Origin of the sequence: Enterococcus sp. VV15 (assembly GCF_005236045.1) — a bacterium.
GTDB classification, from domain to species: domain Bacteria; phylum Bacillota; class Bacilli; order Lactobacillales; family Enterococcaceae; genus Enterococcus_B; species Enterococcus_B durans.
The window spans coordinates 1-24,667 of record NZ_QPTY01000022.1; the positions used below are offsets into that span (position 1 = coordinate 1).

General features: G+C 38.3%; 19 protein-coding genes and 1 pseudogene. 18 read left to right on the forward strand and 2 right to left on the reverse strand.

What is annotated here, in order from left to right:
• Positions 1 to 668: 668 nt before the first annotated feature.
• The 4 genes and pseudogenes from DVW83_RS08945 to DVW83_RS08960 all read left to right on the forward strand — a co-directional run.
• Positions 669 to 950 (forward strand): annotated as a pseudogene (locus DVW83_RS08945) (peptide-methionine (S)-S-oxide reductase); the annotation flags it as partial.
• On the forward strand, positions 947 to 1,168 hold the full coding sequence (locus DVW83_RS08950) for a YozE family protein (RefSeq protein WP_005878529.1): 222 nt from the start codon (positions 947 to 949) through the stop codon (positions 1,166 to 1,168). The pseudogene DVW83_RS08945 and the gene DVW83_RS08950, both read left to right, overlap by 4 nt.
• Positions 1,169 to 1,555: 387 nt before the next feature.
• The gene (gene lepB, locus DVW83_RS08955) at positions 1,556 to 2,107 is read left to right on the forward strand and encodes a signal peptidase I (RefSeq protein ID WP_104661900.1); all 552 of its coding nucleotides are present in this window, start codon (positions 1,556 to 1,558) and stop codon (positions 2,105 to 2,107) included.
• Positions 2,108 to 2,453: 346 nt separating this feature from the next.
• Complete coding sequence (locus tag DVW83_RS08960) at positions 2,454 to 3,479, forward strand: lipoate--protein ligase (RefSeq protein WP_104661901.1); 1,026 nt, start codon at positions 2,454 to 2,456, stop codon at positions 3,477 to 3,479.
• Positions 3,480 to 3,693: 214 nt separating this feature from the next.
• Here the strand turns inward: DVW83_RS08960 and DVW83_RS08970 are convergent, their stop codons facing one another.
• Entirely contained in the window at positions 3,694 to 4,095 is a 402-nt protein-coding gene (locus DVW83_RS08970) for a VOC family protein (RefSeq protein WP_137239306.1), read from the reverse strand.
• An 822-nt stretch (positions 4,096 to 4,917) separates the two neighbouring features.
• Between DVW83_RS08970 and ylqF the strand changes: the two genes are divergently transcribed.
• The 10 genes from ylqF (at position 4,918) to DVW83_RS09020 (ending at position 16,049) form a co-directional block, all read left to right on the forward strand.
• Complete coding sequence (gene ylqF / locus DVW83_RS08975) at positions 4,918 to 5,778, forward strand: ribosome biogenesis GTPase YlqF (RefSeq protein ID WP_104661903.1); 861 nt, start codon at positions 4,918 to 4,920, stop codon at positions 5,776 to 5,778.
• The gene (locus DVW83_RS08980; RefSeq protein ID WP_104661904.1) at positions 5,771 to 6,538 is read left to right on the forward strand and encodes a ribonuclease HII; all 768 of its coding nucleotides are present in this window, start codon (positions 5,771 to 5,773) and stop codon (positions 6,536 to 6,538) included. Before ylqF ends, DVW83_RS08980 begins: the two co-directional genes overlap by 8 nt.
• Before the next feature lie 56 nt (positions 6,539 to 6,594).
• Positions 6,595 to 7,452 (forward strand): DNA-processing protein DprA, encoded by an 858-nt coding sequence (gene dprA / locus DVW83_RS08985; RefSeq protein ID WP_137239308.1) that lies wholly within the window; start codon positions 6,595 to 6,597, stop codon positions 7,450 to 7,452.
• A 123-nt stretch (positions 7,453 to 7,575) separates the two neighbouring features.
• Complete coding sequence (gene topA / locus DVW83_RS08990; protein ID WP_104661906.1) at positions 7,576 to 9,654, forward strand: type I DNA topoisomerase; 2,079 nt, start codon at positions 7,576 to 7,578, stop codon at positions 9,652 to 9,654.
• A gap of 21 nt (positions 9,655 to 9,675) precedes the next feature.
• Positions 9,676 to 10,998, forward strand: a complete 1,323-nt coding sequence (trmFO, locus tag DVW83_RS08995; RefSeq protein ID WP_104661907.1) for an FADH(2)-oxidizing methylenetetrahydrofolate--tRNA-(uracil(54)-C(5))-methyltransferase TrmFO — start codon at positions 9,676 to 9,678, stop codon at positions 10,996 to 10,998.
• 355 nt (positions 10,999 to 11,353) lie between these two features.
• On the forward strand, positions 11,354 to 12,253 hold the full coding sequence (gene xerC / locus DVW83_RS09000; protein WP_104661909.1) for a tyrosine recombinase XerC: 900 nt from the start codon (positions 11,354 to 11,356) through the stop codon (positions 12,251 to 12,253).
• Between the two features lie 38 nt (positions 12,254 to 12,291).
• The gene (hslV, locus tag DVW83_RS09005; RefSeq protein WP_005878157.1) at positions 12,292 to 12,840 is read left to right on the forward strand and encodes an HslVU peptidase proteolytic subunit; all 549 of its coding nucleotides are present in this window, start codon (positions 12,292 to 12,294) and stop codon (positions 12,838 to 12,840) included.
• Positions 12,841 to 12,853: 13 nt separating this feature from the next.
• Positions 12,854 to 14,254 (forward strand): ATP-dependent protease ATPase subunit HslU, encoded by a 1,401-nt coding sequence (gene hslU / locus DVW83_RS09010; RefSeq protein ID WP_104661910.1) that lies wholly within the window; start codon positions 12,854 to 12,856, stop codon positions 14,252 to 14,254.
• Positions 14,255 to 14,269: 15 nt separating this feature from the next.
• Positions 14,270 to 15,061 carry a GTP-sensing pleiotropic transcriptional regulator CodY gene (gene codY / locus DVW83_RS09015; protein WP_005878161.1) on the forward strand — a complete coding sequence of 264 codons (792 nt, stop codon included), beginning with the start codon at positions 14,270 to 14,272 and terminating at the stop codon, positions 15,059 to 15,061.
• A gap of 112 nt (positions 15,062 to 15,173) precedes the next feature.
• Entirely contained in the window at positions 15,174 to 16,049 is an 876-nt protein-coding gene (locus DVW83_RS09020) for an aldose 1-epimerase family protein (RefSeq protein ID WP_104661911.1), read from the forward strand.
• Positions 16,050 to 16,281: 232 nt separating this feature from the next.
• On the opposite strand, the gene plsY is transcribed toward DVW83_RS09020, so the two are convergent.
• The gene (plsY, locus tag DVW83_RS09025; RefSeq protein WP_104661970.1) at positions 16,282 to 16,920 is read right to left on the reverse strand and encodes a glycerol-3-phosphate 1-O-acyltransferase PlsY; all 639 of its coding nucleotides are present in this window, start codon (positions 16,918 to 16,920) and stop codon (positions 16,282 to 16,284) included.
• A 106-nt stretch (positions 16,921 to 17,026) separates the two neighbouring features.
• On the opposite strand from plsY, the gene DVW83_RS09030 reads away from it, so the two are divergent.
• The 4 genes from DVW83_RS09030 (at position 17,027) to pflB (ending at position 24,646) form a co-directional block, all read left to right on the forward strand.
• A complete protein-coding gene (locus DVW83_RS09030) occupies positions 17,027 to 17,464 on the forward strand; it encodes a CoA-binding protein (RefSeq protein WP_104661969.1) in 438 nt (145 codons plus the stop codon).
• Between the two features lie 180 nt (positions 17,465 to 17,644).
• Positions 17,645 to 19,675, forward strand: a complete 2,031-nt coding sequence (gene parE / locus DVW83_RS09035) for a DNA topoisomerase IV subunit B (RefSeq protein ID WP_104661968.1) — start codon at positions 17,645 to 17,647, stop codon at positions 19,673 to 19,675.
• 11 nt (positions 19,676 to 19,686) lie between these two features.
• Positions 19,687 to 22,137: a DNA topoisomerase IV subunit A gene (gene parC / locus DVW83_RS09040; protein WP_137239310.1), complete on the forward strand. Its 2,451-nt coding sequence runs from the start codon at positions 19,687 to 19,689 to the stop codon at positions 22,135 to 22,137.
• Between the two features lie 277 nt (positions 22,138 to 22,414).
• Positions 22,415 to 24,646 carry a formate C-acetyltransferase gene (pflB, locus tag DVW83_RS09045; RefSeq protein WP_104661966.1) on the forward strand — a complete coding sequence of 744 codons (2,232 nt, stop codon included), beginning with the start codon at positions 22,415 to 22,417 and terminating at the stop codon, positions 24,644 to 24,646.
• Positions 24,647 to 24,667: the final 21 nt, after the last annotated feature.

Below are 24,667 nucleotides of genomic sequence, written 5' to 3' on the forward strand. Positions count from 1 at the left end.
GAAAATATATTAAGTTTGATCAATGAGAGACCGGTAAAACATTGTATAGTATTTTACACAGGATTATGGACTTGACTAAAAATAATGAAGCTAAAGAAAAATTAAATAATAAAAATAAGGATAGATATTTATAACTATTTAAAAGATAATAATTAGTAAAAAGAATTATTTGAACAGAAAAAGATGTTTATCTTTGTCTACAGTCTAAGCTCCTCATTAGAGGAGCAGTACATAATCATGTTTAATTTTATTTTGATAGATGTAAAAATAAATTTTTATCAAGCTTTTTGTCCGAGAAATTTTAGTGTGATTTTGGTGTGATATTATATTGTTAAGTATGATAAACGTTGCTGTATCAATATTTATATGAGATGCCATCTACCGTTTGGCTAGATAAGAAATAAGAGTCGACATGGCACTTAGTAGCAGCAACTACTAAGTGTTTTTTACATAAAAAAGACCTAACAATCAGCAACTTGTTAGGTCAGGACAGAAAAATGCATTTCGTTTTCATCTATTATTATACATGATAGATGAATTGTGTCAAATGACTACCCTTTGACTACCTTTTATGGTATATTCAATGGCAGTTACTTCTAAAGTCATACTATTAAATGGTTGATTTTAAAGGATTTTTCCATTTATATACATTCACTTCCGTTCTAAATTCAGACGCTTTCGGACAATTTGAAGACCGAGGAGAAAATTATCGACCTGTTATTTTCTATACTACAGAGGAGCAGCGTGTGATTGCTGAAAAAAGTAAGCAAAAATTAGCTGAAAGTGGACGATTTGATGAACCGATCGTTACCATGATCGAATCTGCGAAGCCTTTTTATTTAGCAGAGGATGAACACCAAGATTACTATAAAAGAAATCCTGAAAATTATGAACGAAACCATGCAAGAAGAGCAGCATTCATAAAAGATAACTGGGAGGAAAAAGAGTGAACCGAAGCTTTTACCATTATTTGATGACACTACGTGGAGGAAAACATACGGATATGATCTCCTCTTTTGCAACCGATGCTGGGAAGGATATTCAATTCCCAAAACACAGTACAAGCTACGAAGAAATTTCAGATTACTTAGAATTGAATGTTGATTATCTACCTTCAATGGATATTTTTGATGAAGTATGGGAAAAATATTTAGAAAATAGTCATTGAGCAGGTTGTCTGCGTAGATAATTGGATGAGCTCTTTGGGTCACATGAACATCGCATCGTTTATTGTAACTGGACATCTTGCGAATGTTTTTGAATCATTTGTAAAAAGAGACTGGAATAAAAAGGTGTGCAACTTTCTAGCAAGAGATGCCTCTTTTTCTGTCGTTTAAGCGTGTTTTGAGTGTGAGGCAAAAGCATTCCTTACTTTTGCCTAGCACTCTTTTTTTGTAAAGATAGTTTTTTCAAAAGAGAACGCATGAAAGAAAAAAATTGCGACTGATCAAAATTTGTTAAAAATTTAAAAAAGCTACTCAGCTAGTCGCATTTTTTGGTTAGATTTTCTATAATGGAGAAAGAAGGAAAAAATTAAAGGATGGATTGATGGATATTGACAAAAAAACAACAATATATAGACCGTTTTTGGCTTGTATTTAAATATGTCCTCTGCTCCATTTTTATTGTATTCATCATCAGAGGATTTGTTCTGATTCCAGTTCCAGTTGAAGGAAATTCAATGGAGAACATACTGAAGCAAGGCGATATGGTAGTAATGGAAAAATTTTCAACAATTAAACGGTTCGACGTTGTTGTTTTTCAATTGGCAGATGGAACGATTTACATCAAACGAGTGATTGGCTTACCTGGTGAAACAATCAGCTACGAAAATGATCAGTTACGAGTAAATGGAAAAATAGTCAAAGAACCTTTTTTGACAAAAAATATCAAAACAGACCATGAAAGTTTGCCTTATACGACAGATTTTAATTTAGACGAATTGATCAATCAAAAAAAATTGCCAGAGAATAGCTATTTTGTTTTAGGAGATAATCGGCGGGTCTCAAAAGATAGTCGATCATTTGGTACGATTTCGCAAGAAGATATTTTAGGGAAAGCTCGGTTCGTTTATTATCCATTACACGAGATAAAATGGATTGGCTGAATCTGGCTATATTATATGATGAGAAAAACGAATGGGCAGAAGTGTATAACTCCAATAAATAAGAAGAAAATAACGAAAATCACTTTTTTGATTTTTGTGACTTTTGACTTATTTATGAAGGAGTTATTTTTGTTTCCAATAGTTATTTTACGCTCTTTCTTTCAAGGCTGTTGTTCTGCATAGTGTATATAGCAAGCGGGTGAAAATGCCCTAATCTTTACGTAAACTAAAATTTTAGTACAGATATTTGAGGTAAATAATACAGTAATTAGTCAAAATAGTTGCCATTTTGAAGGAGAAAGGAGAAGATAGAACCAACAATTACATCAGATAAGAGGGGTTGTTCATGCGGTACCATATCATGGAAAGTCGAGATATCCGTAAAAATTTAGCCACTGAAGAATACTTAATGAATCATTATGCTGGCAACGAACCATTATTGCTGTTATACATTCAGGAACCATGTGTGATCATCGGCAGAAATCAAAATGTTTACGAGGAAATCAATCAAACTTACGTACAACAGAAAAAAATCACGATCACACGGCGAACTTCTGGCGGCGGAGCAGTGTATGATGATCTTGGGAATCTTAGTTTCAGCTTTGTCACAAAGAAAGATCAGACAGTATTTGGTGAATATAAAACTGTTACCGCACCTATTGTACAAGCGTTAAAAAACATGGGTGCCACAACTGTCGAAGCTAGTGGACGCAATGACCTGTATGTTGATGGTATGAAATTTTCAGGAAATGCAATGTATACGAAAAAGAATCGGTTATATTCCCATGGAACATTGATGTATGATGTGGATTTATCTGTACTAGATAAGATATTGACAGTCTCAAAAGAAAAGATAGATTCTAAAGCAACGAAATCAGTACGAAAAAGCGTCACAAACATCAAGCCATACTTAAGTCCTGAATTCCAATATGTGCATATTGAAGATTTCCGTGATGCGCTTTTAAAAGAACTTTATCATATCACTGATTTAGCTGAAATTGAAGATAAAAAATTAGTACTGACTTCTGCAGATAAGCAAAAAATCAGCGAATTAGTGAATGACCGCTACGACAATGATGAGTGGATCTACGGTGAGACACCAGTGTTCACTTTAACTCGTCGTACACGCATTCCAACAATAGGGATCATCGACATCCGTTTAGCAACAAAAAAAGGGAAAATCACAGATATCCGCTTTTTCGGCGATTTTTTTGGACAAAAGAATATCAGAGAGCTTGAAGAATCTCTTGAAGGTCAGCCATTTCTATATGAATCGCTTAAAACTAAGCTGAATGAGGTAAATGTTTCGGAGTATATCACTCATTTTAGTACGGAGGGGTTGCTTGATTTACTCTTCGGAGAAGTTGTTTAGGAATAGTTGCATTATCCCTTGACTGACAAAAATCAAAAAAGTAAATATGTATTATATTGAATAAAAATAAAAAAACTCTCAATATGCAAATAAACACGTTAAAAGAAGGCTAGGACAGAAGTGTTTAACTCCGAGAATTTCGGCTTATTTCCGAAGGAGTTGCTTCTGCTCCCACGCTCTTTTGCTTGTGTAGATTGCTATGAGAGCTGTTTTGTTAAGGCATCTTCATCCAAACTGGTTCTAAAGTGTTTCCATCTAAGTCTTGGACTTCCAGCGAGAACATTTCTTCCTCTGGTATCCCCATATCGACTGCATGATAGTTACCGCCGTTTGCTTTTGCAATTTCTGCAAATTTTTTGACAGCATCTGCATTTTCTACACTAAACGAAATCAAGGCCCCGATAAATTTGTGATTGTCTGCAATTTCTTTATCTTTCAAGAACTTTTTATAAAAATCGTGAGAAAGTAGCATAATCCAAAAGGTATCATCCCAAACCATCGAACTCGCTTGTTCATTTGAAAATTCCTCGTTTTTTGTAAAACCTAATTTTTCATAGAAAGCGACAGAAGCATCAACATTCTCCACTGGAAAATTAACAAAAACCATACTATTCATTTTCAACAGCTCCTTTCTTTTACTCATCATCCACTTTTTTGTAAACGTTGTCAAAAAAATTCAACTATTTGTTTAAGAAATATATACGAATTTCCTCGAAAATTTCTTGCTTTTCTACTTTTGTATGTATTTGGAAAATGTATATTAATTCTTAAATAGGATTATTTTTGTATGATAATTATCAATGTATATAAATCTTCAATGGTCTGTACTATAATTAAGAAGGAGGTGTGGCAAAAGTAAAGAAGCTTCCATCACAGCCTCTTTACATTATAGCTGCTAATGTTATTATTAATATTCTTCGTATTCAGAAAGTTTACAACGAAACCAACAAGTTGTTACAAGAGTTGACGAGTAAATGGGGGTTACCAACAAACTGAAGTTTAAAGTTAGACAAATTTTGATCCTTTTAACATTCTGGATTGTCGAAGTCTTTGAAATGAATAGATTGTTTGGATACTATATGTTGAAAAACTCAATTGATTTTTTTTAAATAAATAATTATCATTAAGTCGCTGTTAAAAAGCTAGTATGATAAAATAATGCTCGTAGAGAAACTACTATTATGGTTTAGGTATCAATAACAGTATCGAAGGTTATTGGTTATTAGTGGCTAAAGTGAAGGATAGACGTCGCTTGATATTGAAACGTTTTATGGTAAAATGCAAAAGATACTAGGTTACAAGATAATGTATGGAGAGAATCTGGTTTTGAAGAGTAATCTTTAATTGTCCTATGTTTGTCCCATGCGTAGTATTTTACCTAAATTTCTATGAATCAAGGCCGTTAAAACCTTGATATGAAAGGAGTGGACTTAATAATATGACGATACAATGGTTCCCAGGTCACATGGCGAAAGCACGCCGTGAAGTATCTGAGAAAATGAAATATGTAGATATCGTTTTTGAATTGGTGGATGCGCGGTTACCTTTATCTTCAAGAAACCCGATGCTCGACCAGATTATCCAACAAAAACCACGATTAGTATTACTGAATAAGGCAGACTTGGCAGATCCACAGCAGACTAGATTGTGGCAAGACTATTTTAAAAAACAAGGTCATTCAGCACTTGCAATCACGGCACAGGAAAGTAAAGGAATCAAAGCATTGATTCCGGCGGCAAAAGAAGCCTTAAAAGAAAAACGGGAACGTGATGCAGCTAGAGGGATCAAGCCTCGTGCGATACGGGCAATGGTCTTAGGAATCCCCAATGTGGGGAAGTCAACATTGATGAATCGACTAGTTGGGAAAAAAATTGCACAGACAGGGAATAAACCCGGCGTAACAAAAGGTCAGCAATGGCTGCGTTTAGGTAGCGAACTAGAATTATTAGACACCCCAGGGATACTATGGCCTAAATTTGAAGATGAAGAAATCGGCAAAAAATTGGCATTGACTGGTGCAATCAAAGATCAACTTGTGCATTTAGATGATTTAGCGATCTATGGCCTAGATTTTTTTGCGCGCTATTATCCAGGAAGAATAGCAGAACGCTATAACATATCGGAAGATCAAGAACAGAAATTAGGTTCTGAACTCCTGATGGATATTACCGCTAAACGGGGCTATAAGGATGACTATGAACGTGGGAGTGAAGTCGTCGTATTCGATATCCGTCAAGGAAAATTAGGACGCTACACATTAGACCGTTACGAAGAAGTGGGTCAAGAAGAGCATGAGTGAGTCGATTCAAAGTATCAAAGAGCGCTTAAAAGCCATTCATTCGCTAACAGATCCAACTATTGAAGAATTTCGGCAGGATTCACGTAAAGGCGTAAAGCAAGCATTGGTTGCTTTTGAGAATCGCTTAAAAAAAGAAGCATTGATCAAAGAAAAATATCAAGAAATGTCGATTTTTGAAAAAAAGGGGTATGAAAGTGGTCATGAATGGATCGCAGGGATCGATGAAGTAGGTCGTGGGCCATTAGCTGGACCAGTTGTGGCTGCATCAGTCGTTTTACCTAAAAATGAAGAAATCCTTGGTTTAAATGACTCCAAACAATTGTCAGAGAAAAAACGAGAATTGCTTTATGCGCAAATCCAAGAAAAAGCGATTACTATCGGGATCGGGGTAATTGATGAAAAGACGATTGACGAGGTCAATATTTACGAAGCAAGTAAACTTGCGATGATCCAAGCAGTTGAAAAACTAGCTGTAAAGCCTACGTATTTATTGATTGATGCGATGACGCTTGATTTACCGATCCAACAAGAAAAGCTTATCAAAGGGGATGCACGTTCTGTATCGATTGCTGCGGCAAGTATTATTGCCAAAGTTTATCGAGATGATCTGATGAAACAGTATGACAAGTTGTATCCTGGCTATGGTTTTGATCACAATGCAGGCTACGGCACGAAAGAGCATTTACTTGGTTTAGCAGAAAAAGGCGTGACACCGATCCATCGCAAAACATTTGCGCCTGTAAAAAACTATTTGCTTTAAAATAATTGATCGCCTCTTGCGCATGTTACTTATGAGAAAGAGAGGCGATCTTTGTTATGTATAAAATAGATTTATTTTTGGAAAAATTAGCGTGCGTAAAAGGGTTGAGCATCCAAAGAAAATGGCAAGTGATTCAAGAGCTGCTGAAATCTGAGAAAAAAGAATTATCCCTAACAGAAATCATTGCTATTGCAAAAATCGGCGACTTCCGTTACCTATTTGAAGAGAGCTGGGCAGAGATTTGTGCAAAACAGGTGGATAGCTTGTCAAAACAATCAGCCGTGACATGCCTAGATAAAAGGTATCCCTCGCAACTACTGCATCTTGCAGCGCCCCCTATTGCACTTTTTTACCAAGGTGATCTTTCGTTGTTGGAGAGAAAGATGATCAGTGTTGTTGGTGGAAGGAAAACGTCTGTTTTAGCAAAAAAAGTAGTGCACCATCTGCTGGCTCCAGTCGTTGAAGCAGGAGTAGTGATCGTGAGTGGCTGTGCAAAAGGTATCGATACCTATGCACATCAAGCGGCAATCAATTACTCTGGCAAAACAATTGCAGTCATTGGCACAGGGATGAATAAAGTCTATCCTGAAGAAAATCGTGCATTACAAGCAGAGATAGGAAAAAATCATTTGCTACTCAGTGAATTCCCTCCTGATACAGGTCCGAAGAAATATCATTTTCCGATGAGAAACCGACTCATTGCAGCTTTATCAGAAGGAACCTGTGTGATTGAGGCAAGAGAAAAGAGTGGCTCTCTGATCACTGCCCAGCACGCTTTGGAGTTGGGAAAACCCATTTTTTCTGTTCCAGGAAATATTTTGACAGAACATTCGAAAGGTTCCCATCAATTGATACAAGATGGCGCAGTTTGCGCGGTTTCTGGTCAAGATATATTGGCTGAATTAAAAGAATAACAACGGATTTATCATTGGCTTTTCTTGACAAACGTTTTCTGAATGGATATGATAAGCTACGATTTGTATGAATCCTATATATATATAGTAGGAACACGACAATGGAAAGGAGTCCATTCAGTAATGGCATATAAATATTTAGTGATCGTTGAATCACCTGCAAAGGCCAAAACGATAGAAAAATATCTTGGTCGTAATTATAAAGTAATGGCTAGTGTTGGCCATATACGTGATCTACCTAAAAGCAAAATGGGGATAGATGTTGAGAACAACTATGAGCCTCATTATATTTCAATTCGCGGTAAAGGCGATGTCATCAAAAGTTTGAAGTCTGCTGCCAAAAAAGCACAAAAAGTTTATCTCGCAAGTGACCCGGATAGAGAAGGGGAAGCAATTGCATGGCACCTTGCTTATTTATTAGGATTAGACTTAAATGACAAGAATCGGGTGGTTTTTAACGAAATCACAAAGGATGCGGTTAAAGCAGCCTTCAAAGAGCCACGAACGATCGATGTTGATCTAGTCGATGCCCAACAAGCACGAAGAGCATTGGATCGTCTAGTAGGTTACTCGATCAGTCCGATTCTTTGGCGCAAAGTGAAAAAAGGGCTAAGTGCTGGCCGAGTTCAATCCATAGCTCTGAAGATCATCATTGATCGCGAACAGGAAATCCGTGAATTTATTCCAGAAGAATATTGGAGTATTGATGGAAATTTCAAAAAAGCGCGTAAAAAATTCAAAGCGAATTTTTGGGGAATCGACGGGAAAAAGAAAAAATTACCAGATGCACAATCTGTGAAAGAAGTCACTGAGCGAATCGCTGGACAAGATTTCACTGTTCAAAAAGTTGAGAAAAGAGAACGGAAGAGAAATCCAGCCAATCCGTTTACGACCAGTAGTCTTCAACAAGAAGCTGCCAGAAAACTCAACTTTAGAACACGTAAAACGATGATGGTCGCTCAACAACTATACGAAGGAATTTCTTTAGGAAAACAAGGAACAGTTGGTTTGATCACTTATATGCGTACTGACTCGACACGTATTGCTGAAACAGCGAAAGCGGAAGCAGCTGATTTTATCGAAGAAACATACGGAAAAGAATTTTCTAGTCATGCCAATCGTAAAATCAAAAACGCTCAAGGGGCACAAGATGCCCATGAGGCAGTACGACCAACGAGTGTATTGCGTACACCAGATGAAATCAAGCAGTATCTAGATAAAGATCAATTGAAACTTTATACATTGATTTGGTCACGGTTTGTAGCAAGCCAGATGACACCAGCGATCTTAGATACAATGAAGGTAACCATTGAACAAAATGGTGTGATTTTTATTGCGAATGGCTCAAAGGTTAAATTTAAAGGGTTCATGCAAGTGTATGTCGAAGGACGTGATGACGGCAAAGAAGATAAAGAAAATATTTTGCCAGATCTTGCCGAAGGAGACGTTGTCCAATCTACTGATATTGAACCAAAACAACATTTTACTCAACCACCAGCACGTTTTAGTGAAGCAACGTTGATTCGTGCATTGGAAGAAAATGGAGTAGGACGTCCTTCTACGTATGCACCCACTTTAGATACGATCCAACGTCGTTATTATGTCAAATTGACGCAAAAACGTTTTGAACCAACAGAACTTGGTGAAATCGTCAATTCATTGATTTGCGAGTTCTTCCCGCAAATTGTCGATATCCACTTCACTGCTGAAATGGAAGACGATTTAGATAAAGTGGAAGAAGGAAAAGAAGCTTGGGTCAAAGTAGTTGATCGTTTCTATAAACCTTTCGAAAAAGAACTTACAAATGCAGAAGAAAAAATCGAGAAGATCCAGATCAAGGATGAACCTGCTGGGTTTGATTGTGATATTTGTGGACATCCGATGGTCATAAAATTAGGTAAGTATGGTAAATTCTATGCATGCAGTAATTTTCCAGAATGTAGAAATACCAAACCAATCGTCAAAGAAATCGGTGTAACTTGCCCAGTTTGTCATGAAGGACAGGTCATCGAACGTAAATCTAAGAAAAATCGTATTTTTTATGGCTGTTCTCGTTTTCCGGAATGTGAGTTTACTTCATGGGATAAACCTGTCGGCAGAAATTGTCCAAAATGTGACCAATATCTTGTAGAGAAAAAGGTTAAAGGCGGCAAACAAGTCGTTTGTGTGAATGGCGATTACGAAGAAGATATCCAAAAATAAGAAATGAAAAGAGGTCAATCATTGAAAACTGTTAATGTTGTAGGAGCAGGTCTTGCTGGAAGTGAAGCTGCGTGGCAGATTGCGCAAGCAGGAGTTCCTGTTCGTTTATATGAAATGCGTCCATTAAAATCAACTGAGGCACATCACACAAGTAATTTTGCTGAACTAGTCTGTTCCAACTCCCTAAGAGGCAATAGTCTAGCGAATGCGGTCGGTTTGTTGAAAGAAGAAATGCGTCGCTTGAATTCCGTAGTTATTATTTCAGCTGATGAAACAGCTGTTCCTGCTGGAGGAGCTTTAGCTGTTGACCGTGATTCCTTTTCTGAAACCATTACGCGAAAAGTCAAAGAACATCCTTTGGTAACAGTCGTCAACGAAGAAATAACTGCCATACCAGAGGGCATCACGATCATTGCAACAGGTCCGTTGACTTCTCATCCTTTAGCGGAAAGTATTAAAGAATTCAATGGATCAGAAGGATTTTACTTTTATGATGCGGCTGCACCAATCGTCGATAAAGCAACGATCGACATGGACAAAGTCTACTTGAAATCTCGCTACAATAAAGGGGAAGCAGCTTATTTAAACTGTCCAATGACAGAAGAAGAGTTCAAGGCTTTTCATGAAGCATTAACGACAGCAGAAGTTGCCGAGTTGAAATCTTTTGAAAAAGAAAAATATTTTGACGGCTGTATGCCGATCGAAGTGATGGCACAAAGAGGCTTCAAAACAATGCTGTTTGGTCCAATGAAGCCAGTTGGATTAGAAGATCCAAAAACGGGCAAAAGACCGTATGCAGTCATTCAGCTACGCCAGGATAATGCGGCAGCATCTTTGTATAATATCGTCGGTTTTCAAACGCATTTGAAGTGGGGCGAACAAAAACGTGTTTTCCGGATGATCCCTGGATTAGAAAATGCTGAGTTCGTGCGTTATGGTGTGATGCACCGTAACAGTTTCATGAATTCACCAGAATTATTGAAGCCTACGTATCAATCAACAAAACGCGAAGATTTATTTTTTGCCGGACAAATGACGGGTGTCGAAGGGTATGTTGAAAGTGCCGCCAGTGGTCTACTTGCAGGTATCAATGCCGCTCGTTTGGCAAAATCTGAGGAGCCAATTGAATTTCCACGGGAAACTGCTATCGGCAGCATGGCATACTATATCACACACGCAGAAGGCAAACATTTCCAACCGATGAATGCAAACTATGGATTGTTCCCTGAGTTACCGAAACGTATTCGTGATAAAAAAACACGTTATGAAACAATTGCTCAAAGAGCATTGGAAGTGGGCGAACAATTCAAACGTGAATTATTTGAAGAAGTTCCCGCCAATTAAACAAAAGAGAGTAGAAGCGTTTAACTACGAGAAATAAGAAAAATTTCATGGGGATTTCTTTTCAAATTTTTGTGGATTTTGATTCATTTTCGAGAGAGCTTCTTCTTTTTCTACCCTCTACTCGTGTTGAGAGTGTGAGACAAAAGTGTTCCTTACTTTTGTTCACGCTCTTCTTTTGGTGGGGAACTTTTTCTTTTCAATGGTCGTTAAATAAAAGAAGACGCCTCCTTTTTGTCAAGATAATTGTTTTAATTGTGAATGAACTTAGAAATATTGGTTAAATTCTGACAATTTATTTGTCTTTTTATTTTGGCTATGCTAAATTTATCTCTGGGATCAAAAGGAAGGTGATGAAATGACAGAACAACCATGGAAAGAAAAATTTTTACGTTATTTAATCGTTGAACGAGGGTATTCCGAAAAAACAAGGGAAGCGTATGAAGAAGATATCAACAACTTCCATCAATTTTTGGCTGACTCTGGTGATGACGATTTGTTAAAAGTAAAACATATGGATGTACGCGTGTATTTGAGCTACTTGACTGATGAGATGTACAGCAGAAATTCGATTAGTCGAAAAATCGCCAGTCTACGTTCATTTTATCAATACCTTTTAAAAGAAGAGCTGATCATTGAGAACCCTTTTTCCTATGTGCACCTCAAAAAGAAAAATTTAAAATTGCCCCGCTTTTTTTATGAAGATGAAATGCAGGCACTATTCGATAGTGTAACGGGAGAAAAACCGTTGGAACTGAGAAATCGAGCATTATTAGAGATTCTCTATGGTTCGGGTATCCGTTTAAGTGAATGCAGCAATCTGAAAATGTCGGATATCGATCTTGATTCGGAAGTCATGCTGGTCCATGGGAAAGGAAACAAAGAACGATATGCGCCTATTGGATCATTTGCACATGATGCTTTAATGGAATATATTGAAAATGGCCGTCATGTCTTGATGACGAAGTATCAGAAAGAGCATGATATCGTTTTTGTCAATCATCATGGAGAACCAATCACACCAACAGGCATTGAATATGTTCTAAACCAAATAATAAAAAAAAGCAGCTTAGATAGTTCGATTCATCCCCATATGCTTAGACATACATTTGCAACCCATCTATTGAATAATGGTGCAGATCTGCGTACGGTGCAAGAATTGCTTGGTCACACGAACCTCTCAACGACCCAAATCTATGCGCATGTAACCAAAGAAAGCTTACAAAAAAATTACCGTTCTTTTCACCCAAGAGCGTGAGATAAAAGAGAAAGTTAACTATTTAGGAGGAAATAACTATGGTAGAATCACAATTCCATTCAACGACAATCTGTGCTGTTGAAAAAAACGGCAAGTTCGCAATGGCGGGCGATGGTCAAGTAACGATGGGAGAATCTGTTGTTATGAAAGGCACTGCCAGAAAAGTACGCCGCATCTACAATGATGAAGTGGTTGTCGGTTTTGCTGGAAGCGTGGCAGATGCTTTTACTTTAGAAGAAAAGTTTGAAGGAAAGCTAAATGAATATAACGGCAACTTGCAAAGAGCAGCAGTAGAATTGGCGCAAGAATGGCGCACACAACAATCGATGCAAAAATTAGAAGCAATGCTGATCGTTATGAATGATAAAGAGATGCTTCTAGTATCAGGGACTGGTGAAGTGATTACGCCTGATGATGGTATTTTGGCCATCGGTTCAGGAGGCAACTTCGCATTAGCTGCCGCTCGTGCAATGAAAAACTATGCTCAAAATGATATGAGTGCAAAAGAAATCGCAGAAAATGCATTGAATATTGCAGCAGATATTTGTATTTTTACAAATCATAATATCATCGTGGAAGAAATATAGAGGTGAACAAACTATGAATGAATTAAAACAAACACCAAGACAAATCGTCAGCGAATTGGACCAATACATCGTTGGTCAACATGATGCTAAAAAATCAGTTGCTGTAGCATTACGTAACCGCTACCGCCGTCTACAACTGGATGAAAAAATGCAACAAGATATCACACCTAAAAACATGTTGATGATCGGACCGACTGGGGTAGGTAAAACAGAAATTGCCCGCCGTTTAGCGAAAATCGTCAATGCACCTTTTGTCAAAGTCGAAGCAACTAAATTTACTGAAGTGGGTTATGTGGGACGCGATGTCGAATCGATGGTGCGTGACCTAGTTGAAAATGCGATCCAAATCGTAGAAAAAGAACAATATAGCCGTGTATATATGGATGCGAAAAAGAATGCTGAAAAACGCTTAGTAAAAGTGTTGGTCCCTGGTATCAAAAAAGAACAAAAACAATCTGGCAATCAATTTGAACAGATGATGAATATGTTCAATATGGCACAGCAAAATAATGCAGAACCTCAAGAAGATGTCACTGAAGACATCCGAGTGAATCGCAAAACGGTATTGGAACAGCTACAAAAAGGTCTTTTGGATAACCGCGAAGTAACGATTGAAGTGGAAGATCAAAAGAAACCAGCACCAATGATGAACAACGGATTAGAGCAAATGGGTATCGACTTGAACGAAACACTAGGAGCTTTGACACCCAAGAAAAAGGTCGAACGCACAGTGACAGTCAAAGAAGCCTTAGAATTATTGACAAAAGAAGAATCTGCTAAACTTGTCAAAGATGCGGATATCCATAGTGAAGCAATCAAATTAGCAGAATCAAGTGGGATCATTTTTATTGATGAAATCGATAAGATCACGTCAAAATCACAGCAATCCGGTGAAGTATCAAGGGAAGGGGTCCAACGTGACATTTTACCAATTGTTGAAGGCTCACAAGTAAATACGAAATATGGTACGATCCAGACTGATCATGTTTTGTTCATTGCTTCAGGAGCGTTTCATCTATCAAAACCTAGCGATTTGATCCCTGAACTACAAGGACGTTTCCCAATCCGCGTTGAATTGGATGATCTGACGGCAGAAGACTTCATCAAGATTCTGACTGAACCAAACAATGCGTTGATCAAGCAATATGTGGCTTTGATCGGTACAGAAAATGTCTCGGTAACGTTTACAAAAGAAGCAATTGAGAAAATTGCACAAATCGCTTATGACGTGAACCGCGACACAGATAACATCGGTGCTCGTCGCTTGCACACGATTCTTGAAAAACTATTGGAAGATCTACTATTTGAGGCACCTGATATGCAGATGGGGGAAATAACCATCACAGAAGCATATGTGGATGAAAAGTTGGGTTCAATCGTGGCAAACGAAGACTTAAGCCGCTATATTTTATAAAATCGGAGGAAGAAAATGACGGATTTATTGACAAAGACCCGCAAGATAAATAAACTCTTGCAACAAAAAAATACTTTTGATATGCAAGCAGATTTACCTTACGATAAGATGGCTGTTACTCTAGGTGCTATTTTAGATAGTAATGTATATATCATCGGTAGTGATGGTGTACTTTTAGGTTATAATGAACGTCACGATGTAAACAACGATCGTGTAAAAAGCATGTTTGTTGAAAAACAATTTCCCGATTCTTATACAGACACTGTTGGTCAACTAAATAAAACAGAAGCGAATATTCCTATCACCAGTGAAATCACTGCTTTTCCTTTTGAAACCAGAGAAAAATATCCCTTTGGTTTAACTACTGTTGTACCGATCTTTGGTGCAGGGGAACGTTTAGGAACGATCATTCTTGCAAAAATGGAACAAGCTTTCAATGATGATGATCTAGTATTGGCTGAATACGGCGCAACAGTAGTTGGGATGCAGATCTTGTATCAAAAATCTCGAAGTATCGAAGCCGACGTTCGCAGTGCGACTGCGGTCCAGATGGCGATCAATACGTTATCATACAGTGAGTTAAAAGCGGTTCAGGCGATTTTTGATGCATTAGAGGGAGATGAAGGCCGTTTGACGGCTTCAAATATTGCTGACAAGATCGGCATCACTCGTTCAGTGATCGTAAATGCATTACGCAAATTAGAGTCAGCCGGTATCATTGAATCTCGTTCTCTGGGGATGAAGGGCACGTATCTAAAAGTTTTGAATTCTCGCTTTAAAGAAGAATTGACTAAGCACAGCTATTAACTGATTCAATCTAAAAAAGCAGTTCAACATTTATTCAAATAGAGGAAAAACCTATAGACCTGAGACACAGCTATCGTCTCAGGTTTTAGGATTTAATGATGGAGGAATTACTATGACTGTTATCATTCAAAATGATCAATTGATTGCTGAAATCGCTGAACATGGCGCAGAATTGATTAGTTTAAAATCAAAAGAATCATATTTGGAATACATTTGGCAAGGTGATCCTGAATACTGGGGACGCCATGCGCCAGTATTATTTCCATTTGTCGGTCGCCTTAAAGATGACCAATATACTTATCAAGGGAAAACTTATTCGATGGGGCAACATGGCTTTGCTAGGGATATGGACTTTGAGGTCATTGAGCAAGGCGAGGAATTAGCTAGTTTTATGCTAAAAAGTACTCCTGAAACAAAGAAAAATTATCCATTTGATTTTGAACTCGTCATTTCTTATGAACTAGGTGGGGATGGGATCACTGTTCATTACCAAGTAGCGAATGTTGGAGAAGAAGAAATGTTCTTTTCGATTGGCGGGCACCCTGCCTTTAACGTTCCACTTGAAGAAGGATTGACTTTTGAAGATTTTTATCTTGCATTCTCACCAAGAAAATCTAGATTGCGTTTACCTCTGAATGGTCCGTATATCGATATGGATCAAAAAACATTGGGCCAGACAAATACGAATCTTGCATTGATGCGTGAATTATTCGATCAGGATGCGTTGGTCTTTGAGACAAAAGGGTTGAATGCTTATGCTATCAGAAGCGAAAAATCGAGTCATAGTGTGACTTTGAGCTATAAAGATATACCTTACGTTGGTATTTGGTCTCCTTATCCCAAAGAAGCACCGTTTGTATGTATCGAACCTTGGTGTGGGATCGCGGATACAGTGGACAGCACAGGGAAGCTGATGGAAAAAGCCGGAATCAATCAATTAGGGGCCCATGAAATCTTTAAAACAAAATATTCGATTACAGTAAAATAGAACAGAATTTCAATAAATATTTTAAAAAACAATGAAAAAAGAAGTCGAGACAAAAGTCGTTTAGGTTTGAGAAATTGGAGAAAAAAACGAACAATACGTTTTTTGTATTGCTCGTTTTTTTGAAATTTCCGAAAAAACCTGATTTTTGGACGTTCGTTTATTCGAGAGTCTGTAGCAAACCTGATTTTTAGATTTGTCCCAGCCTCTTTTTGTCTCATTTGCTCTCTGCTTTTCAATTATTTTTTTTGCTGCTATTCAAGCCAAAAGGAACTCTACTTTCAGTTTTATCTTTGATACGTTTGATATTGTCTTTGTGACGATAAAAGATAAAAGCTGATACTAAGAAGGCAATGATCGTAAGCAACCAGTTAGGCTCAGGTAAAATGCTAGGGACAATATAAGGCAAGAAGATCGTAGATAATGTGATCAACACTGCACTGATCATACTGCTCAAACTAACCATGCTTGTACAAAAAAGACTAACGATGAAAATAATACACGAATAAACGAAAAAGAGTGGATTGAATCCCAAAAGCATGCCGGCACTTGTAGCTACAGCTTTTCCACCCTTGAATCCTGCAAATATCGGGAATGTGTGCCCTAAAATCGCACAAACACCAAACCAAAGCGGATTAATGCTCGTAACGTGGAAAATAAACGGCAGACAAGTTGCCAATGTTCCTTTCAGGATATCCATGAACAAAACAATGGTTCCTGCGGTTTTACCTAGTACTCTGAATGTATTCGTCGTGCCAGTATTACCGCTGCCGTGTTGGCGAATATCTTTTTTAAAAAACAATTTGCCTACCCAAACGCCCGAAGGAATCGAACCTAAAAGGTATGCTACAATAAATAATAAGATCAATTTCATTTTTAACCCTCTTTCAAGTTGAAAACTAAGGTTTATTTTAGCATGAATAGTAAGCAGGAACAATCGGAAAAACTTGAAAGATCAGACGAAAGGAAGCATAAAAGAGATGGCATTTGAAAATCCAACGCAAGAAAGAATTTTTGATTATTTAAAAGAAGCGAAAACGATCGCGGTCATAGGATTAAGTAATAAAGAAGAGCGTACGAGCTACAAAATTGCTCAGTTGCTCCAAGACAAGGGATATCGAATTTTACCAGTCAATCCTATTTTAGCAGGACAGGAAGTCTTAGGAGAAAAAGTATTTGCGCGTCTTTCAGATATAGATGAACCTATTGATATTGTCGATATTTTTCGTCGCAGTGAATTTTTACCAGAAATCGCCGAAGAGTTTTTACAGACGAATGCAAAAGTTTTTTGGGCGCAGTTAGGGATCCAAAATGACGAAGCAGCGAACATACTCCAAAAAGCAAATCATGAAGATGTCGTGATGGACCGTTGTATCAAGATCGAGTGGAGCAAAATGCAAGAACAGAACAATCGTTAGAAAAACTCAAAGACAGAGAAATGCCAAAAGAGAAATGGCTCAAAAAAAGTATCCGCTGATAGGGAACGAGCTATTAAATAGTTTTTAATTCGCTTCTACCCTCTTTTTTTTCAGGAGCTTTTCTAGTATGATTATCGTGGTGCGGTTTTACCGCAAAGTATTATTGAAGGAGCGTTTGCCTTGGCAAAAAAAGTAAAGAACGAATATAATGATGCGTCAATCCAGGTTCTTGAAGGATTAGAGGCAGTCAGAAAAAGACCAGGGATGTATATTGGATCGACTGACAGCCGAGGCTTACATCATTTAGTCTATGAAATTGTCGATAATGCTGTAGATGAAGCGTTATCAGGATATGGAAATGAAATTGACGTAACGATACATGAAGACAATAGTATCACCGTCGTAGATAGCGGACGTGGAATGCCAGTAGGAATGCATGCGTCAGGTATCCCAACAGTCGAAGTGATTTTTACGGTATTGCATGCCGGCGGGAAGTTCGGCCAAGGAGGATATAAAACCTCTGGAGGACTCCATGGTGTAGGTGCCAGCGTTGTAAACGCATTGTCAAAATGGCTAGTTGTCACGATCGTACGTGATGGCATTGAATATCAACAAAAATTCAGTAATGGCGGAAAACCAAACGGCACACTGAAAAAAATCGGCAAAACTAAAAAAGCAAATGGCACGACCGTCCATTTCTTGCCAGATGATTCGATTTTTTCTACCACAAAATTTTCTTATGAAATATTATCAGAACGTTTGAGAGAATCAGCTTTCCTATTACGCGGCGTACGGATCACTCTCTCTGATCTACGTGGAGAAGAGCCAGTTAATGAAGTCTTTCATTATGAAGAAGGAATCAAAGAATTTGTCGATTATTTGAATGAAGAAAAAGATACATTGACACCAGTTGTTTATTTCTCTGGTGAAAAAGACGGAATCGAAGTGGAAGTAGCTTATCAATATAATGATGGCTATTCTGAAAATGTCTTGTCTTTTGTTAACAATGTTCGAACAAAAGATGGTGGTACCCACGAAGCAGGAATGAAAACTGCTATGACAAAAGCATACAATGAATATGCTAGAAAAGTGGGCTTGCTGAAGGAGAGAGACAAGAACCTTGAAGGTAGTGATTTTAGAGAAGGTCTCGCCGCTGTCCTTTCAATTCGCGTGCCAGAAAATCTGCTTCAATTTGAAGGACAAACAAAAGAAAAACTAGGGACACCAGTAGCACGGACCGTCGTAGATAACGTCATTGGCGAACAAATGGGCTTTTATTTACAAGAAAATAGTGAAATGAGTCAAATGCTTGTTCGAAAGGCCGTAAAAGCCAGAGAAGCGCGAGAAGCAGCACGAAAAGCACGAGAAGAAAGCCGCAATGGCAAGAAGCGTAAAAAAGGAGAATCTCTCTTATCAGGGAAATTGACGCCTGCACAATCACGTAATCCTAAAAAGAATGAATTGTATTTAGTCGAAGGGGATTCAGCCGGTGGTTCAGCGAAACAAGGACGAGATCGCAAGTTCCAAGCTATTTTGCCGCTTCGAGGAAAAGTTATCAATACCGAAAAAGCGAAGATGCAAGATATTTTAAAAAATGAAGAAATCAATACCATGATCTATACGATCGGTGCGGGTGTCGGTCCAGAATTTTCGATTGAAGATTGCAATTATGACAAGATCATCATCATGACCGATGCAGATACGGATGGTGCACATATCCAAGTATTGTTGTTAACTTTCTTCTATCGCTACATGAAACCTTTGATCGAAGCCGGGAAAGTCTACATTGCTTTACCGCCATTATACAAAGTATCTAAAGGACAAGGGAAAAAACAAGTAATCGAATATGCTTGGACGGACGATGAGCTTGCAGCAACGATCAAGAAGATCGGTAAAGGCTATATGCTTCAACGTTACAAAGGGCTTGGAGAAATGAATGCGGAACAATTATGGGAAACAACGATGGACCCAACATCACGTACGTTGATCCGCGTTCGGATCGATGATGCAGCCCAAGCAGAGCGTCGTGTTACCACATTGATGGGAGATAAAGTCGAGCCACGTCGTAAATGGATCGAAACCCATGTCCAGTTTACTTTGGAAGAAGATGGAAGCATCCTTGATAAAAAAGAAGAAGTCGAGATCACACCATCTGTTTCAAACGAATTACTGGATGAAGAGAAACAAACAGATCAAATTGTTGTAGAATAGGAGGTCACCTGATGGAAAATCGTCAAGAAGTACAAGAGCTAACGCTAGAAGAAGTTATGGGTGACCGCTTTGGACGTTACTCAAAATATATTATCCAAGAAAGAGCATTGCCTGATATTCGCGATGGCTTGAAACCCGTTCAAAGACGGATTTTATTTGCCATGAATAAAGATGGGAATACTTTTGATAAAGGCTTTAGAAAATCTGCTAAATCTGTTGGGAACATCATGGGAAACTATCACCCTCATGGAGATAGCAGTATCTATGAAGCAATGGTTCGTATGAGTCAAGACTGGAAACTAAGAGAAGTCTTGATCGAGATACATGGAAACAATGGGAGTATGGACGGTGATCCACCAGCTGCCATGCGTTATACAGAAGCCCGATTATCACAGTTGAGTGGTGAAATGTTGGCAGACATCGAAAAAAACACAGTGGATCTTGTCTGGAATTTTGATGATACAGAAAAAGAACCCACTGTCTTACCTGCCAGATACCCTAATCTGCTGGTCAATGGATCGACAGGGATTTCAGCAGGGTATGCGACAGAGATCCCCACGCATAATTTAGCGGAAGTGATCGATGGAACGATTTATATGATCGACCATCCAAAAGCCAGTTTAGACAAGTTGATGGAATTTATCCCAGGACCAGATTTCCCGACTGGCGGAATCTTACAAGGAAAAGATGAAATCAAAAAAGCCTACGAAACTGGACGGGGCAAGGTCATACTTCGTTCAAAGACAAAAATCGAGGCCATCAAAGGGAACAAACAACAAATCGTAATCTCTGAGATCCCATATGAAGTAAATAAAGCAACACTTGTCAAGAAAATGGATGAGATCCGTTTGAATAAAAAAATCGATGGAATCGCTGAGGTACGGGATGAAAGTGACCGAACAGGGTTACAAATCGTCGTGGAACTAAAAAAAGATGCAAATGCACCTGGAATCTTAAATTATTTATTCAAAAATACAGAACTGCAAATCAACTACAATTTCAATATGGTCGCTATTGATCATATGACACCTCATCAAGTCGGCTTGGAAGATATCTTGAGTAGTTATATCGACCATCGAAAACAGGTGATCACGAAGCGTAGTCAATTTGATTTGAAAAAGGCACAAAAACGTCAGCACATCGTTGAAGGATTGATGAAAGCTTTATCGATCCTTGATGAAGTGATTGCGACGATCCGTGAAAGTAAAGATAAAAAAGATGCAAAGAAAAATTTAGTGGACGTTTTCCAATTTACTGAGGAACAGGCAGAAGCAATCGTAACACTGCAATTGTATCGTTTAACGAATACAGATATCACGGAGTTACGTGCAGAGTCAGAAAGCCTGATCGCTCAAATCACTGAATTGAATAAGATATTGTCTGATGACAAAGAATTATTCTCTGTGATGAAAAAGGAACTTCGCGAAGTCAAGAAAAAGTACGCGAATGCTCGTATGACGAAGATCGAAGATGAAATCGAAGAAATCAAAATCGATACCAAAGTATTGGTGGCACAAGAAGACGTTGTTGTCAGTGTGACCAAAGAAGGTTATGTGAAACGAACTAGTCTACGTTCATATAGCGCCTCTAAACCTGAAGAAATCGGGATGAGAGAGGGCGATTACTTACTATATTCCGGAGAACTGAATACATTGGATCATCTTCTCCTCGTCACGAACAAAGCCAACGTCATTTATCGTCCGGTCCATGAGTTGCCTGATTTGAAATGGAAAGATGCGGGGGAACATATCTCGCAAACGATTTTAAATCTTTCTGTAGATGAGTCGATTTTGGCAGTCTTCCCTTACAAAAAAATCGATCCGGAGAAAACATTTGTGTTCATCAGTAAACAAGGATGGATCAAACAAACGAGAATGACAGAATTCGAACCATGGCGTACGTACAAGAGCCGTCCGCTTAGCGGGATGAAGCTGAAGAGTGAAGACGATGAATTAGTCGCCATTTACCTTGAAGACGGTCAGACCGCCTTAGATGTCTTTTTAGTCACAAATCGGGGCATGGGACTACGATACCCGCTCCAAGAAGTACCGGTAGTGGGTACCAAGGCAGCTGGTGTCAAATCAATCAATCTTAAAGAAGAAGACACTGTGGTCAATGGACTCTTAGTGATTGCTGAAGGAGATACACCGATCGTGATCGTTACTCAGCGTGGATCCGTGAAACGAATGTTAGCACAAGAAATCAGTCAGACCTCGCGTGCGAAGCGTGGTGTCACAGTCTTGCGTGAATTAAAGAAAAATCCGCATCGTATCATTTACATGTCGGAAGGCAAATCGAAAGAGATGACAGTGATCAACCAAAAAGGACAAGAGCTAGTCATCGATCCAACGGACTATCCGATTGGCGACAGAACATCAAATGGTTCATTTGCAATGGATGAAAAAAGCGGTGGCGAAGTCATCAAAGTAATTGATTCACCAGAGATTTCGATTGACGAGTAAACTGTTATGGTATTTTTTGATAAGAGGGTTACCTGTACTAGTACAGGTAACCCTCTTATTTCATGTTTGTTAATAAAATATTAATAGATATCGTTCAAAAATATGAAAGTGTTCACAATGGCTAAACGCTGGTAAATCAATGTTATTTAAATGTCTATACTAAAAAGCTTTTATTTTGTTAAATAAAAAACAAGAAAACCCTTGCAAAGGTCTGCTTCTGTGTTATACTAATCACGTAAAAACTGTTACATTAAACAGAAAATAGGAGGTCCATACAATGGAGCAATGGAATGGATTTAAAGGAACGAAATGGAAAGAAGGCGTGGATACACGCGATTTTATTCAAAATAACTACACGGAATACCGTGGGGATGACAGCTTCTTAGAAAAACCAACAGAAGCAACAGAAAAATTATGGGCAGAACTACAAAAATTAAATGATATCCAATTCGAACGTAATGGTGTTTACGATATGGATACAGAAATCGTATCAACGATCACTTCACATGACGCTGGCTACTTGGATAAAGACTTAGAAAAAGTTGTTGGGTTACAAACTGACAAACCATTAAAACAAGCATTCATGCCTTTTGGTGGAATCAACATGGCAAACAATGCACTAAAAAGTAATGGCTATACACCAAATGATGAATTGACACACATCTTTACTGATTGGAGAAAAACACATAACCAAGGTGTTTTCGATGCATACACTGCTGAAATGCGTGCTGCACGTAAAAACAAGATCATCACTGGTTTACCAGATGCTTACGGCCGCGGACGTATCATTGGTGACTACCGTCGTGTCGCTTTATATGGAATCGACTATTTGATGGAACAAAAGAAAAAAGATCATGATATGACTGGTTACCATACAATGAGTGAAGACGTGATCCGTCTTCGTGAAGAAATCACAGAACAATATCGTGCATTAGCTCAAATGAAAGAAATGGCTGCTAAATATGGCTATGATATTTCAAAACCAGCAGCAAATGCAAAAGAAGCTGTACAATGGTTGTACTTTGGTTATCTAGCTGCAATCAAATCACAAAATGGTGCTGCGATGTCTATCGGTCGTGTTTCTGCTTTCTTAGATATCTACATCCAACGTGACTTAGACAACGGTGTGATCACTGAACAAGAAGCACAAGAATTGATCGACCATTTAGTGATGAAACTTCGTATGGTAAAATTTGCTCGTACGCCAGAATATAACCAATTATTCTCAGGTTTCCCAATCTGGGCAACACTTTCCATTGCAGGTATGGGCTTAGATGGCCGTTCATTAGTAACGAAGAATGATTTCCGCCTATTGCATACATTGACAAACATGGGACCTTCTCCAGAACCAAACTTAACTGTTTTGTATTCAGAACATCTTCCAGAAGGGTTTAGAACTTATGCAAGCAAGATCGCTATCGAAAGTTCTTCGATCCAATTTGAAAATGATAATCTATTGCGTGAACAATGGGGTTCAGATGACTGTGCGATCGCATGTTGTGTATCTGCAACAGTTGTCGGTAAAGACATGCAGTTCTTCGGTGCCCGTGCAAACTTAGCTAAAGCTTTATTATATGCTATCAATGGTGGTGTAGATGAAGTCACAGGCGCACAAGTTGGACCAGAATATCGTCCGATTTCTTCTGAAACATTAGACTTTGAAGAAGTAAAACATAACTTCATGAACGTGATGGATTGGTTGGCTGAATTATATGTCAATACATTGAACATCATCCATTACATGCATGATAAATATTCTTATGAAGCAGCACAACTTGCATTGATGGATTCAGATTTGAAACGTACGTTTGCAACAGGTATCGCTGGTATCTCACATGCTGCTGACAGCTTGGCTGCAATCAAATATGCAAAAGTAAAACCAATCCGTAATGAAAAAGGAATCGCTGTAGACTTTGAAGTAGAAGGTGACTTCCCTAAATATGGTAATGACGATGATAACGCAGATAAATTAGCAGAATGGATCTTAGAATACTTCATGACACAGATCAAACGTCATAAAACTTACCGCAACTCTACACCAACAACATCATTGTTAACTATTACTTCAAATGTAGTGTATGGTAAAAATACAGGGAATACTCCGGATGGGCGTGAAGCTGGAAAACCTCTTGCACCAGGAGCAAACCCAAGTTATAATGCAGAACAAAATGGATTATTAGCAAGCTTGAACTCAACAGCTAAAATCAATTATGCATATGCTCGTGATGGTATCTCAAATACACAAACGATCAACCCAACTGGACTTGGTAAAGATGAAGATACAAGAATTAGTAATCTACGTAATGTATTAGATGGTTACTTCTCTAAAGGAGCTTACCATTTGAACGTGAATGTATTCAGTAATGATCTATTGCGCGATGCGATGGAAAATCCAATGAAATACCCTAACTTAACAATTCGTGTATCTGGCTATGCTGTTAAGTTCCGTGATTTGACAAGAGAACAACAACTAGACGTCTTGATGAGAACATCACACGATAGAATGTAATCAACTTGAGGGCAGGACGAC